Source organism: Streptomyces sp. NPDC041135 (genome assembly GCF_055592085.1).
In genome coordinates, this window is sequence record NZ_JBVIYZ010000001.1 from 73,209 (window position 1) to 89,427 (window position 16,219).

Annotated in this window: 18 protein-coding genes; 7 read left to right on the forward strand and 11 right to left on the reverse strand. The window is 70.2% G+C overall.

Annotation, left to right across the window (positions count from 1 at the left end):
- Window positions 1–23 precede the first annotated feature (23 nt).
- A complete protein-coding gene (locus ACZ6CZ_RS00355) occupies window positions 24–563 on the forward strand; it encodes a DUF2267 domain-containing protein (RefSeq protein ID WP_469012327.1) in 540 nt (179 codons plus the stop codon).
- 76 nt (window positions 564–639) lie between these two features.
- Here the strand turns inward: ACZ6CZ_RS00355 and ACZ6CZ_RS00360 are convergent, their stop codons facing one another.
- The 3 genes from ACZ6CZ_RS00360 to ACZ6CZ_RS00370 all read right to left on the reverse strand — a co-directional run bounded on the left by ACZ6CZ_RS00360 (window position 640) and on the right by ACZ6CZ_RS00370 (window position 2,424).
- A complete protein-coding gene (locus ACZ6CZ_RS00360) occupies window positions 640–1,182 on the reverse strand; it encodes an MOSC domain-containing protein (protein ID WP_469012329.1) in 543 nt (180 codons plus the stop codon).
- A 180-nt stretch (window positions 1,183–1,362) separates the two neighbouring features.
- Window positions 1,363–1,578: a DUF397 domain-containing protein gene (locus ACZ6CZ_RS00365; RefSeq protein WP_469012334.1), complete on the reverse strand. Its 216-nt coding sequence runs from the start codon at window positions 1,576–1,578 to the stop codon at window positions 1,363–1,365.
- Window positions 1,579–2,424: a helix-turn-helix domain-containing protein gene (locus ACZ6CZ_RS00370; protein WP_469012339.1), complete on the reverse strand. Its 846-nt coding sequence runs from the start codon at window positions 2,422–2,424 to the stop codon at window positions 1,579–1,581.
- Window positions 2,425–2,641: 217 nt separating this feature from the next.
- Here ACZ6CZ_RS00370 and ACZ6CZ_RS00375 point away from each other — a divergent pair, with 217 nt between their 5' ends.
- Window positions 2,642–3,271, forward strand: coding sequence for an ATP-binding protein (locus tag ACZ6CZ_RS00375; RefSeq protein WP_469012340.1), 630 nt, complete (start codon window positions 2,642–2,644; stop codon window positions 3,269–3,271).
- Here ACZ6CZ_RS00375 and ACZ6CZ_RS00380 read toward each other — a convergent pair.
- The gene (locus tag ACZ6CZ_RS00380; RefSeq protein ID WP_469012342.1) at window positions 3,268–4,017 is read right to left on the reverse strand and encodes an HNH endonuclease; all 750 of its coding nucleotides are present in this window, start codon (window positions 4,015–4,017) and stop codon (window positions 3,268–3,270) included. The genes ACZ6CZ_RS00375 and ACZ6CZ_RS00380 overlap by 4 nt on opposite strands.
- 159 nt (window positions 4,018–4,176) lie before the next feature.
- On the opposite strand from ACZ6CZ_RS00380, the gene ACZ6CZ_RS00385 reads away from it, so the two are divergent.
- Window positions 4,177–5,232 carry a DNA cytosine methyltransferase gene (locus tag ACZ6CZ_RS00385; RefSeq protein WP_469012347.1) on the forward strand — a complete coding sequence of 352 codons (1,056 nt, stop codon included), beginning with the start codon at window positions 4,177–4,179 and terminating at the stop codon, window positions 5,230–5,232.
- Between the two features lie 8 nt (window positions 5,233–5,240).
- Here ACZ6CZ_RS00385 and ACZ6CZ_RS00390 read toward each other — a convergent pair whose 3' ends face one another.
- The 6 genes from ACZ6CZ_RS00390 to ACZ6CZ_RS00415 all read right to left on the reverse strand — a co-directional run bounded on the left by ACZ6CZ_RS00390 (window position 5,241) and on the right by ACZ6CZ_RS00415 (window position 12,153).
- Window positions 5,241–5,717, reverse strand: a complete 477-nt coding sequence (locus ACZ6CZ_RS00390; RefSeq protein ID WP_469012351.1) for a very short patch repair endonuclease — start codon at window positions 5,715–5,717, stop codon at window positions 5,241–5,243.
- On the reverse strand, window positions 5,717–6,697 hold the full coding sequence (locus ACZ6CZ_RS00395; RefSeq protein ID WP_469012356.1) for a hypothetical protein: 981 nt from the start codon (window positions 6,695–6,697) through the stop codon (window positions 5,717–5,719). Before ACZ6CZ_RS00395 ends, ACZ6CZ_RS00390 begins: the two co-directional genes overlap by 1 nt.
- 30 nt (window positions 6,698–6,727) lie before the next feature.
- A complete protein-coding gene (locus ACZ6CZ_RS00400; protein ID WP_469012360.1) occupies window positions 6,728–7,702 on the reverse strand; it encodes a NaeI family type II restriction endonuclease in 975 nt (324 codons plus the stop codon).
- Between the two features lie 86 nt (window positions 7,703–7,788).
- Window positions 7,789–8,799, reverse strand: a complete 1,011-nt coding sequence (locus ACZ6CZ_RS00405; protein ID WP_469012362.1) for an SEC-C domain-containing protein — start codon at window positions 8,797–8,799, stop codon at window positions 7,789–7,791.
- Between the two features lie 116 nt (window positions 8,800–8,915).
- On the reverse strand, window positions 8,916–10,388 hold the full coding sequence (locus ACZ6CZ_RS00410) for a glycoside hydrolase (RefSeq protein WP_469012365.1): 1,473 nt from the start codon (window positions 10,386–10,388) through the stop codon (window positions 8,916–8,918).
- Window positions 10,389–10,722: 334 nt separating this feature from the next.
- Window positions 10,723–12,153 (reverse strand): MFS transporter, encoded by a 1,431-nt coding sequence (locus tag ACZ6CZ_RS00415; protein WP_469012370.1) that lies wholly within the window; start codon window positions 12,151–12,153, stop codon window positions 10,723–10,725.
- A gap of 66 nt (window positions 12,154–12,219) precedes the next feature.
- Between ACZ6CZ_RS00415 and ACZ6CZ_RS00420 the strand changes: the two genes are divergently transcribed.
- From ACZ6CZ_RS00420 to ACZ6CZ_RS00435, 4 genes are all read left to right on the forward strand, one after another.
- Entirely contained in the window at window positions 12,220–12,747 is a 528-nt protein-coding gene (locus ACZ6CZ_RS00420; protein WP_469012373.1) for a winged helix-turn-helix transcriptional regulator, read from the forward strand.
- A gap of 72 nt (window positions 12,748–12,819) precedes the next feature.
- Entirely contained in the window at window positions 12,820–13,203 is a 384-nt protein-coding gene (locus tag ACZ6CZ_RS00425) for a DUF6412 domain-containing protein (RefSeq protein ID WP_469012376.1), read from the forward strand.
- Between the two features lie 98 nt (window positions 13,204–13,301).
- Window positions 13,302–14,015, forward strand: coding sequence for a membrane protein insertase YidC (gene yidC / locus ACZ6CZ_RS00430; RefSeq protein WP_469012378.1), 714 nt, complete (start codon window positions 13,302–13,304; stop codon window positions 14,013–14,015).
- A gap of 172 nt (window positions 14,016–14,187) precedes the next feature.
- Window positions 14,188–15,045, forward strand: coding sequence for a fumarylacetoacetate hydrolase family protein (locus tag ACZ6CZ_RS00435; protein WP_469012380.1), 858 nt, complete (start codon window positions 14,188–14,190; stop codon window positions 15,043–15,045).
- Window positions 15,046–15,179: 134 nt separating this feature from the next.
- Here the strand turns inward: ACZ6CZ_RS00435 and ACZ6CZ_RS00440 are convergent, their stop codons facing one another.
- A complete protein-coding gene (locus ACZ6CZ_RS00440) occupies window positions 15,180–16,064 on the reverse strand; it encodes an LLM class F420-dependent oxidoreductase (RefSeq protein WP_469012382.1) in 885 nt (294 codons plus the stop codon).
- Window positions 16,065–16,219 lie beyond the last annotated feature (155 nt).

Below are 16,219 nucleotides of genomic sequence, written 5' to 3' on the forward strand. Positions count from 1 at the left end.
AACCGGAAAGGGAGCCCGCACGTATGACCACGACGACGGTGCCGACCGTGACCGTCCCGAGAGCGCCGGAAGCGCTGCGCGTGCTGAAGGTGCCGCCGGCACCGCGAGTGACACTGCCGAGCCCGAAGGCACCGGCCCGCGCGTCCGGGGGGCCGCCGGCCGGCGACGCCTGGGCCGAACTGGTCGAGGAGGTCCGCGAGGAGGGCCGCTATCCCACCCACCGGGAGGCGGAACGCGTCACCCGCATCGTGCTGGCGGCGTTCGGCACGCACGTGGTCGGCGAGGAGCGGGTGGACCTGGCCCGGGCGCTGCCCGAGGAGGCGGCACGGGTGCTCACCGCCGAGATCCCGGTCACCCGCCCCCGCACCGCACCCGAGTTCGTCGAGTCGGTGGCGGCCCGCGTCGAAGGAGCGACTGCCGCGACGGCCCGCTGGGACGTCAGCTCGGTCCTCGGCGTCCTGGCCCGGCTGGCCGGCGACGACCTGGTGACCCGGCTCCTGGCGCAGCTCCCCCCGGGCTACGCCCTGCTGTTCGGCCGAGCCGACCTGGCCCCCACGGCCTGAGCCCCGAGCAGCCGCACGGCCGGCCACCGCCCGCTTCTCCCCCCGGGCGGTGCCGGCCGACGGGAGCACCGGTGTCTCAGACGCGCTGGAGAGGCCGAGGAGGCCCCTCCGGAAGCACCACCGCGATCACATCCCCGGGCCGCACGACACCGCCTTCCCGTACGACGCCCATGACCCCGCTCCGGTAGACGACGCGCCCGTCCGCACCCCGCCCGACCATCTGCTTCAGCAGGCCGCGCCGGAAGCGGTCGATCTGGGCACACGGGTTGCGCAGCCCGGTCACCTCGACGACGGCCTCGTCACCGATGCGCAGCAGGGCCCCGGTGGGCAGCCCGAGCAGATTGATCCCCCGGGTGGTGATGTTCTCCCCCAGCTCACCGGGCGCGACCGCGAACCCCTGCTCAGCGATCTCGTCGAACAGCTCCGCGTGGATGAGGTGCACCTGCCGCAGGTTCGGCCGGCTCGGGTCCTGAGCGACCCGGAACCGATGCCGCACGGTCACCCCGGCATGCACATCCCCCTCGACCCCGAGCCCGGCGAGCAGGGTGATGCTCTCCCGGTTCGGCTTGCTGAAGGAGTACGCCCCGTTACAGCTGACCGCCACGACCGCCGCGCTCATATTCCGCCCCTGCTCCTCTTTCGGTTCACCTCTGAATCCTCTCCCGCCTGACTCCAGCCGTCTCCGGTCGGCCCTGTGTCGGGCCCCCATCAGGGCCGGCGGTTTGGGCACGGTCGGCAGTGCGTGCCGTGGCGGTCGTACACGCCAGGCCGGTGAGCCTGCGGCAAACCGTCGGAGCGTCTACAAGGATTCCTCAGTCAGGTGCCGGACATCCGTCAGGAACCTGGCCCACACCTCCGCTGACACAGCGAGGTGCGCACGGCCGGGCCGCTTGGAGTCCCGTATGAGGACACCGGACACGGTGAACGCGGCCTCCAAGCACTCGGTTGCGTTGCCACCGCTGTACGACGACTTGAACCACAGGGGTGCGGTGGCGGACTGGCGACCGACGGGCATCTACAACTCCTCGCGAGCGCGCTGGATCATGGCGGAGGAAGCCTCCATGTCCAACGCTTGTGCGCGCAGATACTCGAACGCAAGTCTGTAGCGCTCCAGTTCCTCATCCTTTTCCAGGAAGAGGGATCCGGTGTGGAAGTCGACGTACACCACGTCAAGAGCCGGCTCGGGACCGCCGATGATGACGAAACTGCCCAGTGCCGCGGCATGGGCGCCCTTGGTGAACGGCAGTACTTGCAGGGTGATGTGAGGAGACTCGTTCGCTTCGAGCAGCCGCCCGAGCTGTTCCTTCATGATCCGGGGAGATCCGACGACGCGACGGATGACTGACTCGTCGAGGATGGCCCAGAGCCGCAGCGGCTTCGGGCGGGTGAGGATCTCCTGCCGTTTCATCCGGATGTCGACGAGCCTCTCGATCTCCGCCCGCTCAAGAGGCACTTCGTTGGCCCTCTGCAGTGCTGTGCTGTAGGCACGCGTCTGCAGCAGGCCAGGGACGTAGACGCACGAGAAGTGGCTTTCGCCGACCGCATCGTCTTCGAGAGTGAGCAGCAGGTTCATGCTCTCGGGGATCGAGTCGGCGAAGGAGCTCCACCAGCCCTGCTGCTTCGCGTCCTTGGCGAGTCCGACTACGGCTCGCAGCTCCGCATCCGTTGCGCGGTACTCACGGCACAGAGCGTCCACGACGACCCACCTGACCGGCCCGGCCTGGGTCTCGTAACGGCTGACCGTAGCTTTCGAAACACCGACGAGCTGACCGGCTTCCTCCAGCGTCATCCCCGCGCGGGCCCGCAACTTGCGCAGCGTCGCTCCCAGTTGACGGCGGCGTGTCGTGGTCCGCTCTGACATTCGGCTCCTTCGCCGTGTGTGTGGGGTGAAGCCCCGGAGATCCACCTCAGGCTAGGCAGGGGCTCCTGGGCCCACCATCACATTCACTCGATCGATTCCGGTGAGAAGTTACACAGCGAGAATTCTCTGTGCCATGCTCGTCTAACCGGAAGCCACGCAGAGCAGTCGTACGGACACGGGCCGTGCGGTCCTGTGTGGCAGGGAGGGAGGAGCAGTCATGTCTGACTGCGAGGTCACAACCCGGCTCCGCTGTGTTCTGCCCTTCGAGGCGGCGCCGGCGGAGGTCCGGCTGCTCCGGGCGGCTACGGCCAGGCAACTGGGGCGGTGGGGCGTGCCTGCGGCAGCCGACGAGGCAGGCCTGCTCGTCACCGAACTGGCGACGAACGTCATCAAGCACGTCGGCGAAAACACCGCGGCGACGCTGATCCTCGAGTGGAGAGGCGAGCGGCTCCGGCTCGAAGTGCACGACAAGAGCCGCGTCGCGCCAACGGCCAGAACGTCGGCCTGCGATGAGGAGTGCGGCCGGGGCCTGCACCTGCTGGCCACGCTGGCGGCGGACTGGGGTACTGCGCTGACGACCGGAGGTAAGGCTGTCTGGTGCGAGATTCCGCTCAGTGCAGGGCGAGTGTGCCGACGCATCGAGCGAGCGGTGGGGGTGCTGGAAGGCTACCGGGGCATTGGTGCTGGCGCGGACCTCGCAGGGAGCGGGCAGGAGCGCGGCCTGCACGAGTCAGCTATTGAGCTGATCGCCGACCTGCTGCACTGGACCGCCGCCCGGGGCCATGACCCGGACGACGTCCTCGACCAGGCGCAGATGCATTACGAGGCTGAAGCGGATGCCGCCTAGTGTGCGGCTGGTGGCATCGCCTTCCGCATCTGCTCCCGGAGAGCAGCGGGAGTGCGCCACGTCGCTCCAGGGCGGCTTCTGTGGCACATGCGGTGACAGTTGGCACACAGGCACGCGAGGTCATTGAGCCGGGTCTCCCTGACACCGGACACATGAAGGGGCGTGGCGTGATGCACCTCGATGTATCCCTCTCCCAGGGCGCCGTACACGCGGGCGAAGTCGAAGTCACAGACCTCGCAGGCCAGCGGACGCCCCGCTCTCCTGACTTCCGCGATCTTCCGGGCGCGAAGCCGGGGATCCCGTTCCCGGCTGAGTGCCAGGCGAACCAGGAGGCGGCCCTCGATGGCGGTGACGCCCTGCTCGTCCACTTCGCCAGGCTGCGGAGGGATGAGGTGGAGTTCCCCCGACCCGATGCCCTGCTCAATGGCCTGGGCCACCTGCAGCATCTCGGCCTCGCGGTCAGTGAACGCCTCGATCATGAGCAGCGTAGGCCTGCCGCAGCGAGTGGCCTTGCCGCGGTAGAGCGGGTGATTCGTCATGAAGTCCGTGGTCTTGCGGCTCACGCTGTCAGGAGACCGGAAGCCGGGCAGGGCGTGTGCTTCCGGGCTGTGGATGGGAAGGGACCGGAGCAGTTCCGACAGCTCCTGTACGTCCGGGTGCCCGGTACGCAGTTCCCGCCAGCCGTTCCGCACGACCAGCGCCCCGGCCAGTACAAGTTCGTCCTCAGTCCACCCAGGGATCCGCATGGGCCATATCGTACGAGCGTTCGGGAGTGGCGGAGGGTACGTTCCGAGGACTGCGGGACGTACTGCACACTGGTGGGGCTCGTTGTCAGTGGCGTCTGTCACCCTCAGTGATGGTGGATTGCAAAACGTGTCTGCCGCTGTACGGCTGTAAGGAGGGGCATGACCCGCACGAACGAACTCAAGTACACCTCGGTGGAAATCTGTGCCGGGGCCGGTGGGCAGGCGGTAGGTCTGCACAACGCGGGCTTCAGGCATGTCGCGCTCATCGAGATCGACAGGGACGCCTGCCAGACTCTGCGGGACAACACGGAGGGTAACGCTGAGTGGCAGGCCTGCAAGGTCATCGAAGCCGACCTCCGGGAATTCAAGCCGATCGGTCTCGGCCTGGAACCAGGTGACCTTGATCTCCTGGCGGGTGGCGTTCCGTGCCCGCCCTTCTCAGCCGCGGGGAAGCAGCTGGGACGTGATGACGAGCGGGACCTCTTCCCGGTGATGCTGGACCTCGTGCATGACCTTGAGCCCAAGGCGGTCATGATCGAGAACGTTCGTGGCCTGCTTGATCCCAAGTTCGCCGAGTACCGTCAGGACATCATCGAGCGCCTGGAGTCGATGGGCTACGAGAAGTGCTACTGGGACATCCTCGAAGCCAAGGACTACGGCGTCCCGCAGCTCCGCCCGAGGGCGATCCTGGTCGCGATGAAGCCCGCATACGCGCGCTTCTTCGAGCACCACAAACCCGCAGAGACCAGGGTGGTCACTGTGGGCGAGGCACTGCACGACTCGATGAGGGAACGCTACGACGCCGTGGCTCATGACCCCAGGGCAGAGGCGGCCTTCAAGAACTGGTACGAAAAGGCACTGGAAGGTGTGGCACCCACCATCGTGGGCGGCTCGAAGAAGCACGGCGGGGCCGACCTGGGACCCACCCGTGCCAAGCGAGCCTGGGCTTCCCTGGGCGTGTGCGGTCTGGGAGTGGCCAACGAGCCGCATGAGGTGAAGGACGCTGAGCGCGACCTCTTCTCTGATTATGGTCCCAAACTCACCGTTACACAGGCCGCTTTGATTCAGGGATTTCCGCCGGAATGGAAATTCTCGGGCCGGAAGACAGCTGCTTACCGGCAGGTCGGCAACGCTTTTCCGCCTCCCGTTGCCCAGGCTGTCGGAAACCAGATCTACGCCGCGTTCGAGGCCGAGGCCCGCGAACGGCAAGCCTGACGGCGAACCTACGGCTTGGCTTTGCGGAGCCGGCTCACGGTAGCGGCAATCTTCAGCGCGCACTCTTCGGCCGGATCGTGCTCCCAGAACCGGAGCACGGTCCAGCCGGCTGCCCGGAGCTGCTCGTCAGTGTCCTTGTCCCGGGCCATGTTGCGCGCGACCTTGTCCGACCAGTAACCGGAGTTGGTTCTGGGCGGGACGTAGTGTTCTGGGCAGCCGTGCCAGTAGCAGCCGTCGATGAACACAGCCACCTTTGCGGGACGGAAGACGATGTCTGCCGTCCGCCGGAGACCGTCCAGCGGCTTGGCGGCCACTCGGTAGCGCAGCCCCTGTGCGTGCAGAAGACTCCGGACCAGACGCTCTGGCTTGGTGTCCCGGTTCCGGATCGCCTGCATGTTGCGGCGGCGTGCTGCTGATGACGCCCACGAGCCGGCGGGCGGCACCCACACGCCGTCGGTCTGGTCATCGTTCCGGTCACTTGGCATCACAGGATGTCTCCGCTATTCCGAAGATCAGCTGCCAGTGTGTCGAGCCCCTTCAAGGTGAGCGTCTGGGCCCTCGCCCTGCCTTCCTGGCGGAGCGATGCCAGGTCTGGCCAGCGCTCGCAGGGTGAGACCCCGGTCGGCAGCTCGTTTACCGCCATCCATGCGCCTACCCACCCGGGGCACAGGTGGTAGGTCGCGTCTTCCACGCTCTCACGTGCAACGCTCGCGGCCCGCGGGAATTCGGCCGTCACCATGGCGTAGGGCACGTCTGGACGGTAGCGAGTGAGCGGCACCATCTGTGCTGCTTCCGTGCCGCGGTCAGACCGCCAGCTCCACTTGGAGGACAAGGCTGCGACCAGCCGGTTCCCGTCATCAATGATGAGGATGTCGCTCTTCCTGTCACTCACGTCCTTGCGCATGTGCAGGCCACGGATGTGGGTGAGCGGAACCTCGTGGCGTACCTGCCAGCCGACTGGAAGAGTGCGGCGAAGGTAATAGATGATCAAATCACGGAAGAGGGCGCCGCGTGTATTGCGCTCCATTTCCTGCGGCCGAACCGTATTGATGTCGATACCTGCGGGAGCCGCCACCTCCGTCCAGAGGGCAAGAACTGCCAGCTCGCTCGAGGTGCGTCGGCGTCGGCTGTGGCCGGTTGCGGAGTCCTTCACTTTGTCGTCAAACCGGAAAGTTCTGATTTCCGGAGACCAGTGAATACTGCCAGATGCGTGCGCCTGCCCGTCAATGGCCGTTCCGGCGCTGTCGAATGCCGTGTATCCGGCGGCCGTCAGCCATGCCGGGTTCCATCCGAGTCCGAGCCGATGGGAGGCATCCTGGAGAGTCTCACCGGCGTGAACCTCGATGTCAGCGGCGGAGGCAAGGTTGGAGTCATTCCAGCAGAGGCCCAGAAAGAGTGCGCTGATGGCCTCTGCATTATGCACGTACTGGTCGATGAGGGCAGCATTCTCAAGGCTCAGGGGCATGTCGTCTTCCGGTGCAGCGGTGGCAAGGATTCAGCTGGCCGAGGCCAGGGAAGTCGTCGGGAGCAGGGGCGCCATTTCCGGCGGATCGTCGTCATGGGCTACTGCCCAGTTGTCCCCGCCGAGAGTTACCTGGGGGGCGGACTGGTGACGCTCGGCGGCGCGGGCCACGCGCACGCTGACGAATTCTCCGTCGCCCGGTGGCTGGATCCCGAGCTTCCTGGCGACTGCCCGGTGACTGTCGTAGTCACCCATGATCAGAATTCCCTCCGGCCTCAGTGCTGAACGCGCACCTCCGTTGCCGCGGACCCGTTTCATGTAGTCCTTCTGCTGGGCGACGGTACGCACGACGTTGCGGCTGATACGTCGCCTCTGTGCCCGGCGGAACAATTCGTTGACTCTTTGCTGGCCGGACGGTGAAGCGAAAACCGCCTTGCAGTCGGATGGCTGCATGTGGAGCAACACGTTCTCGGGCAGCTCTGCATCGCGCCACAACCAGAGAATCTTGTCCCGGTGCATCGCCTTTATGGTGAGCTTCGCGTCTCGATTGCTCCCGTTGTTCAGCCATTCTCCACGCACGCGGAAGAGGCCGGCGCTCCAGCGGCTCTTGTAATCGTCAGCCCACAAGAGGAGGCAGAGGTGTCCTCGCGCTTCCGGTGGAATCATCCAGCCGCCGAAATTCTGTGAGTACTTGCAGTCCACCTCGATGCCGGAAATCCGGTAGTCCATCGCTGTTCCGTCGGCGAACTTGAATTCACGCTGGAGATTGATTTCGACGAGAGTTCCGGCATGCGTTCTCTCGGTTTTGTACAGATCTTTCCAGTCGTATCGCCCTGTGACCTCACCATTGAGCAATTGGTCGATGGTGTCCCGCAGTACCGCAGCAAAACGCGCGCCGGTGGAGTCGATGGACCTGAGCTCCGCAAACACTTCGTGGAGTTCAATGTCATCCTTCAACTCCGCCATCGCTGCGATGTTGTGTGCAGCGCTCATGTCAATGGGCAGCAAGTCAACCCCCCTCAGGATGAACCAGCCGGAATACTAGTGCCGCTGTGGAGGGTGCGCTTCGGACCCTCGGCCAGCACTTGACGGCCCTACGACCCGTGGCACTCCCCGTACAACCCCCCCGACCCGCACCAGCACCCCGCCCCCCGCTGCGGGGGCCAGGCGGCTGCTCGGCCGCGGGCTGCGAGGGTGGTCGCGTACTGGGGGAGGAGGGTCGGGTCGGACGGGGAGGTGCCCTCGGAGGCGGCGAAGGCCTCGTAGGAGGGGACCGTGCCGGTGACGATGCCCAGGTTGGGGGTGCCGGAGGCGGCGAGTTCGCGCAGGGACGCCTCTATCGTCGCCAGGTGCTCCTCGTGGGAGGGGTACTCGGCGGCGAGGCCGGGACAGGCGGCGAGGAGTTCGCGCAGTTCCGGTGCCGGCCAGTGCAGGACGGCGACGGGGAACGGGCGGGACAGGGCCTCCCGGTAGGCGCCCAGTTCCGCGCGCAGCCGGGAGATCTCCGCCTCCAGCTCGGCCGGGTTCTCGGAGCCGAGGGACCACACGCGCTTGGGGTCGTGCAGCTCGTCCAGGGAGATGGGCAGGGAGTGCAGGGTGTCCGCGAGGGTGTCCCGGTCGTCGTGGGGCAGGCCCAGCATCCGGCGTACGCGGTGGCGGCCGAAGAGGAGGGGGTGGGTGGCCCGGGGCGGCTCCGCGCCGTCCGGCAGCAACGCGGCCGCGCCCTCCGTGAAGGTCTCGTGCGCCGCTTCCAGCTCGTCGTGGGACTCCAGGGTCTCGCCGACGATCACCCAGGGCGCCGGGTCGCGGGGCGCGGACGCGCGGACTCCGTCGATGATCGCGCGGGCCTCGGCCTCGTGGCCGTACTCCCACAGGTTGGACGCCTTCAGCGCGCGTACCAGCTGGGGGTTCTCCAGGGCGGCCGGGGTGGACAGCAGGCGGTCGTAGAGCGTGCTCGCGGCGGGGCGGTCGCCGGCCAGTTCCAGGTGGGCCGCGGCCTGGAGGAGCAGGGCCTCGGCGTCCTCCGGGTACAGGCCGGCGGTCCGCTCCAGGCGTGCCGCTTCGGCGGTGTGGTCGACGTTCTCGGCAGGCGTGTCGGGGCGCATGGGGGACACCGTACTGCCGACCGGTGACAGAGAAGAGGTATGGGCTGGTCACAGTGGATGGACCCGGGGTAGCGGGCCGTGGACCCCGGATCGGGGGCCCGGGCGGCGGCACCCCGTCACACCGTGACCCCGTCCACCTGGAGCGTCTGGACCGACTGCGCCGCGAAGGGGACCGCGAGCGTCCGGCCGCTGAGGTGGGTGTCCGAGTACGCCGTGTACCGGTCCCCGCCCGTCGTCACCGTGCTCCAGCGCGGGACCAGGCCGCCCGCGCCGCCGGTGACCGTCGTGAAGCGGGAGAGGTCGAAGGTCAGGGTCTGGGCCGAGGCGGCGGTGTTCGCCGCGACGATGACCAGGCGCCTGGCGCTCCTGTCGAGGGCGGCCACCGCGTAGCTCGCGCCGGTGTCGAGGATCGTCATCCCGGGGCGGATGTGGCGGCTGAACTGCGACATCACGTAGTACTTCGTCTGCACGGCTCCGGGAGCGAGCGTGCCCGCGTCGTACGCGATCATCGCCCAGCCCGGCGACGGGTCCATGACCTGCCAGTAGACCCAGGCCGTGGGGTGCAGCCAGCGGAAGTCGTAGAGGAGGTTGCTCGCGAGGGTCATGCCGGTGCCGTCGCCGTCACCGGTCTCGGAGTTCCACAGGGCCTTGTGGGCGGTGGTGACGACGTCCGTGTAGAGCAGGTCGCGGCGGCCGCCGGAGCCCTGGTAGCCGTGGACGTTGACCCGGTCCACGTACCCCTTGGTGGTGGCGGAGAAGGAGTTCCAGGTGGTACGGGCGAGGTCGTAACCGGTCTCGTCCGAGGCGGAGATCCTGGTGCCGGTCAGGCCCCGCTTGTCCAGTTCGCTTCGCAGGTACGGCAGTACGGCCGACTGGACCGCGGCGTCCAGGTGGCAGCCCTCCTGGGTGCCGGTCGCCGTCCACCAGCCGGAACTGGGCTCGTTGAAGGGCTCGACGGTCGCGAAGTCCACGCCCCAGTGCTGCTTGGCGTACAGGGCCACCGCCGCGAGGTGGGAGGCGTGCTGGCGGTGGTTCCAGGACTGGAGGTTGTTGCCGCCGCCCGCGGCGCCGGAGGGGTTGTGGTTCAGGCACATCCACCACATCGGGGAGTTGGCGAACAGTTCGCTGGTGGCTCCCCGGGCGGTGGCCTTCACCAGCATGGCCCGCTGGGTGGCGTCCGCCGTCCACTTCCAGGCCGTGGAGGCGGGGTCCTCGTTGTTCCAGTCCTGCCAGTAGCCCTCGATCTGCTTGAAGGCGGGGATGTCGGGGGAGGCGGCCATACCCTCGCCGTTGACGGTGTTCCAGCTGCACGCGCCCAGGTTGTAGCGGGCGATGTTCAGGCCGAGGCCGGGGAGCGAGGTGCCGTTGTACGTCGTCGACCTGGTGGTGAAGAAGAGGTCGGCGAAGTCGTCGCGGGCACCGAAGACGTTCGCCCACCAGGCGAGGGAAGTGCCCCAGCCCTCCCATGTCCCGTACGTCGACGACGGGTTGACGACGACCGTGGCGTCGGCGCGGGCGGTGCCGGTGGCCAGGGCGCTGCCCAGCAGGCCACCGCCCGCGGCGGCCAGCAGCGTTCTGCGTCGGATCATGGCTTGTCTGCCTCTCCGTCTCCGTGCGGCTCGGACGCCGGCCGGTCCCGGGACCGGCCGGACGCCGGTCCGTCCCGGGACCGGCGCGGAGCGGTCCCCCGCGCGTGCGGCCGGCGCCGACTCGTTCCCCGTGCGTGCCAACAGGAAGCATGGGGGCGGGGCGGACGGGTGTCGAGGAGTGCGGCAGCCCTTTCCGGCAGCCCTTCCTAAAACCGCTGGAAGAAGCGCCGAGGAGAGGCGAGGAGCGCCGAGGAGATCCGGGGGGACCCGGGGGAGGAAACCGGACGAGGCAGACGGCGGCGGCGGGGTCAACTACCCCGGCGCCAGGCAAGTTTCACTCGCCCCGCTCCCGCAGGACCGCCACGCTCACCGCCCCCAGCACCGCCAGCCCCGCCGACACCGCCATCGCCACGTCCGCGCCCCGCGCCAAGCCGCCGCCGGAGGTGCTGGAGGAGGTGACGAGTGCGATCGTGAGGGCCACGCCAGCGCACGAGCCGATGTAGCGGAACGTCTGCTGGGCCCCGGAGCCCATCGCCGCCCGGGCGGCCGGTACCGACTCCACCGCCAGCAGGGGCAGCGCGGCGTTGAGCAGGCCGCTGCCCACTCCGCCGAGGACCAGGCCGGGCAGCAGCCGGGGCCAGGAGCCGGAGCCGACGGCGCCGAGCATGGCCAGGGCGCCGGCGGCATGCAGCAGGAAGCCGGTCGCCAGCTGCCACCGGGGTGCCACCCGCCCCGTCAGCCGTTTGGCTTGCAGGGCGACGGCGAAGGACAGCCCCGACCACAGCAGGAACAGCCACGCGGTGTTCATGGCCGACATTCCCAGTGTCCGCTGGAGCAGGCTGGGCAGGAAGCTGAACAGGCCGATGACCGCCAGCCCCGTGAACAGGCCGCTGGAGGAGGAGGCCAGGAAGCCGGGGTTGCGCAGCAGGCCCAGGTCGATCATCGGGGTGCGTACGCGTCGTTCCACCACCGCGAACGCCCCGACGAGCACCACCGCCGCCGCGAACAGCAGTGCCACCGGGGCCCGCAGCCACCCGTCCCGGCCCAGGGTCAGCGCGGCGACCAGCGCGACCAGCGCCAGTCCGAAGGTCAGCGCACCCAGGACGTCCGGGCGTCCGGCGCGTGGTGAGCGGGACTCCGAGAGCCGGCCGGGGCCGAGCGCGGCGACCACCAGCGCGGCGGCGCCCAGGACGCCGTAGGCCACCCGCCAGGAGGGCATCGCGCCGGCGACCAGCGGGCCGGCCGCGATGCCGCCGCTGACGAACGCGCCCCACACGCCGGTCGCGTGCAGCCGGCCGCGCGGGCTCGGAAACGCCGTCACCAGCAGGCCCAGGCTGCTCGCCAGGACGGCCGCGCTCGCCGCGCCCTGGGCGGCGCGGGCCAGGGTGAAGGCCCAGGTGGAGGTGGACAGCGCGCCGACGGCCGTGGTCAGCCCGAGGGCGAGGGTGCCGGCCAGGAACACCCGGCGGCGGCCGTAGTCGTCGGCCAGGCTGCCGGCCACGAGCAGCAGCGCGGCCAGGCCGAGGGGGGTGCCGTTCAGCAGCCAGGCCTGCGCGGACAGCGGCGTCCCGAGCGCGGCCGCGGTGTCGGGGAGCGTGACCATCGGGGCCGTGTACGTCATCAGGGTGACGGCCGTCGCGGCGCTGGTGAGGGCGAGCGTGGCCCGCGGGTGCGGGGGTGCCTCCCGACCGGGCGCCGGGACGGGGGTGGCCGGACCGGACGGGACCCCCGACACCTGGAGGGTTCGCTCACTGAACCTAGTCATGGCGGCAGCGTAGCATCGTAGGTTCGCTAACTGAACCTACTGGGGAAACCTGGTTACAGTGGACCCATGGCACTGGGCAAGGACTACGCGACGCAGGAGTGCTCGATCGCCCGCGCACTGGAGGTCGTGGGCGAGCGCTGGACCCTCCTCGTCGTCCGCGACGCCCTCTACGGCGTCCGGCGCTACAACGACTTCCTCGTCCACCTCGGCATCCCCCGCGCCGTCCTCTCGGCCCGGCTGAAGACGCTCACCGAGGAAGGGGTGCTCGAGAAGCGCCGGTACCAGGAGTCGCCGCCGCGCGACGAGTACGTCATCACCGACCGCGGCATCGCGCTCTGGCCTGCGCTGCGGGCCCTGTCCCTCTGGGGCCGCGAGCAGCTGTCCCGGACCCAGCTGCGCTCCTTCCGGCACGCGGACTGCGGCACCGAACTCGGCCCGTACGGCGACTGCCCCGCCTGCGGAACCGTCGTGCCCGTCGCCGACGTCATCCTCGTGCCGGGCCCGGGACTCGACCCCGACCCGGCCGACCCGGTCAGCCGCGCACTCCTCAGGCCCAAGCGCCTGCTGGAGCCCCTGGAGACCGAGCACGCCTGAGAACCGAACCGCGGCTGACGTGACGGAAGCCGCCGAAGCCGCCGGGACCGCACGCGAGAGGAGGAGCCGCCCATGATCCGCCGGAGCGCCGCACCCTGCCCGGCCGGCAGCGCGGCCCCGCGCCGCGGCCCGCGCCGCGCCGCCTCCGCACTGCTGCCGCCCGTACTTTCCCTGCTCCCGCTGCTCCTCCTGCTCCAGGCCGCGCTCGCCACCGGTGCCAGCACCGCCCTCTCCACCACCGTGGCCCTGGCCGCGACCGCCGCCGCGGGCAGCGCGCTCGCCGCCTGCCTGCTGCTCGCCGCGCGCTGCGCGCCCGCCGTGCCGCCCACTCGGGTGCGTACGGCCATCCGCGACCGGGACCGCCGTACGGCCTTCCTGCCGCAGCGCGACCCCGACGCCTCCGGCCGCCCCAGGCCCCGGGCACCCGGCTCCGCCCTCCCGGCGACCGCCGCGTAGGGCCGCCACCGGCTCAGCCGTTCCCGGCCCCGCGCGGGTCGTCCTGCCGCATTCCTTCGCGTACCGGCACGACGAGACCCCACGGAGGGCTCCCACCCATGTCTGTCCTCGCTGTCTTCGCCCACCTGGTCGAGCACCTCGCCGACCTGCTCCGACCGCTCTGCCACGCCTCCTCGGCCGCCGCCGCGATCGTCCTGTTCACGGCGTTGGTACGACTCCTCCTCCACCCGCTCTCCCGGGCGGCCGCGCGCGGACAGCGGGCCCGGGCCGCGCTCCAGCCGCAGATCGCCGCGTTGCGCCGCACGCACGGCGGCGACCCGCAGCGGTTGCGGCGGGCCTTGCTGGACCTGCACGCCGAGCACCGGGTGTCCCCGCTGTCCGGCCTCCTGCCCGGCCTGCTCCAGCTGCCCGCCTTCTTCCTCCTCTACCGCCTTTTCTCCGGCGGCGGCAGCGGCGGTGAGCTGCTGCGCCACCGGCTGTTCGGCGCGCCCCTCGGCGGGCGGTGGGCCGACGCGCTCGGCGACGGCGGCCTCCTCGGGGGCGCCGGCCTCGTCCACCTCGCGCTGTTCGCCGTCGTCGCCGCCGTCGCGACCTTCAGCAGTATCCGGACCAGGCGCACGGCGGCCGCGGCCGGCGGCCCGGCGCCCGCCGGTGACGAACGGCCGCCCGGGCTCGGGGCGGTCGCCGAGGTCCTGCCGTACACGCCCTACCTCACGCTCGTCACCGTGGCCGTGGTGCCGCTGGCGGCCGCCCTGTACGTGGTCACGAGTGCCGCGTGGAGCGCGGTGGAACGGGCCGCGCTCCACCGCTGACGGGCCGCTGACCGTCCGCTGAGCGGTCGTTGAACGGTCGTCGCGCGGCCTTGTGACGGTCCAGTACGTGAACACGGTATTGCGGAGTGGACCTCGTCCTTGGACGATCGGCCAAGTCCGGCGATGGCTGCACCCATCGGCCGGGCGTTCGCGATCGAAGGGGATTGTGACCATGAAGCTGCTGCGAGTCGGTACGGCGGGAGCGGAGCGGCCCGCGCTGCTCGATGCCGAGGGGACCCTGCGGGACCTGTCCGGCGTCGTCGACGACATCGACGGGGCGCTGCTCGCCGACGAGGCGGCGCTGGACCGGGTCCGGGCCGCCGCGGCGGCCGGGGAACTGCCCGCGCTGGACGCGGCCGGGCTGCGGATCGGGCCGCCGCTGGCCCGGATCGGCAAGATCGTGTGCATCGGGCTGAACTACCACGACCACGCCCGGGAGACCGGCGCCGCCGCCCCCGCCGAGCCGGTGGTCTTCTTCAAGGCGCCGGACACGGTCGTGGGCCCGCACGACACCGTGCTGGTGCCGCGCGGGTCCGCCAAGACCGACTGGGAGGTGGAGCTGGCCGTCGTCATCGGACGCACCGCCCGCTACCTGGAGTCGGCCGAGGAGGCGCTCGCGCACGTCGCGGGGTACGCGGTGGCGCACGACGTGTCCGAGCGGGAGTTCCAGATCGAGCGGGGCGGCACCTGGGACAAGGGCAAGAACTGCGAGACGTTCAACCCGCTGGGCCCCTGGCTGGTCACCGCCGACGAGGTGCCGGACCCGCAGAGCCTCTCCCTGAGACTGTGGGTCAACGGTGAGCTGAAGCAGGACGGTACGACCGCCGAGCAGATCTTCCCGGTCGCCGAGGTCGTCCGGTACGTCAGCCGGTTCATGACGCTCTACCCCGGTGACGTCATCAACACCGGTACGCCGGCCGGGGTGGCCATGGGACACCCCGAGCCCAAGCCGTACCTGCGGGCCGGTGACGTCGTGGAGCTGGAGATCGACGGGCTCGGCCGCCAGCGGCAGGAACTGAAGGACGCCTGAGGTCCCGACCGGCCGGGAGGCGCCGTGGCCGCGGACTCGCGCACATCCGGCGCGGACCCGCGGCCACCGCTCACTCCGGCCCGGCGACCGGGCCGGCCGCACCCGACGCGCGGCTCACGCGTGACCCCTGCCGCTCACGCCAGGATCGCGGCGAGCCTGCGCCAGGTCTCGCGCGGCAGATCGTCGCGCGAACCGCCGTCCAGGACCTGGAGCGCCACGTGGTCGGCGCCCGCCTCCAGGAAGGCGTTGACGCGCGCCCGGATCCGGTCCTCGTCGCCCCAGGCGCACAGCGCGTCGACCAGGTGGTCGCTGCCGCCCGCGGACAGGTCGTCCTCGGTGAAGCCCAGCCGCAGGAAGTTGTTGGTGTAGTTGGGAAGCTGGAGGTACATCGAGAGGTGCTCGCGGGCCAGTTCGCGGGCGCGGGCCGGGTCGCTCTCCAGGACGACCGCCAACTCCGGTGCGAGCAGCGGCCCTTCGCCGAGGATCTCGCGGGCGCTCGCCGTGTGCTCGGGCGTGACCAGGTACGGGACGGCTCCCGCCGCCCGGTCCCGGGACAGCTCGAGCGTCTTCGGGCCCAGGGCGGCGAGGACACGGCGCCCGGCCGGTACGCCGGCCGCGTCCAGCGCGTCCAGGTAGGCGACCAGGGTCGAGTACGGGCGGCGGTACTGGTCCGCCAGCTTGGCGTGGCTCACGCCGAGGCCGAGCAGGAAGCGGCCGGGGTGGGCCGCCTCGACCTCGGCGAAGCCGGCCGCGCTCTCCTCGGCGTCGTACTGCCAGATGCTCTGGATGCTGGTGCCCACGACCAGCCGGGACGTCGACTCCAGCAGCGGTACGGCGTGCCGGGCGGCGCTGCTGCCGCCCAGCCAGGCGGCGCCGTACCCCAGTTCTTCCAGTTCCGCGGCTGCCTCCGCGATGGCGCCGCGCAGGGCCGGGTCCTCCGAGCGGAGCGCCGTGTTCCACACGCCGTAGCGGCCGATCGTCTCCTTGATGGAGCGGGCGTTGCTGACCGGATCGGTCATCTGGGCTTTCCCTCCGGTGGATGTCGTGCCGTGATCGTCGGACACGTCGGTGTCAACCGGAGGGAGCCGCGCGGTAATCCTGAGCAACACCCGGACGGGTGAACGAGGGAACAGGCGGCCGATGGTCACCCACCGGTCCGGGCGACCGGGTCACC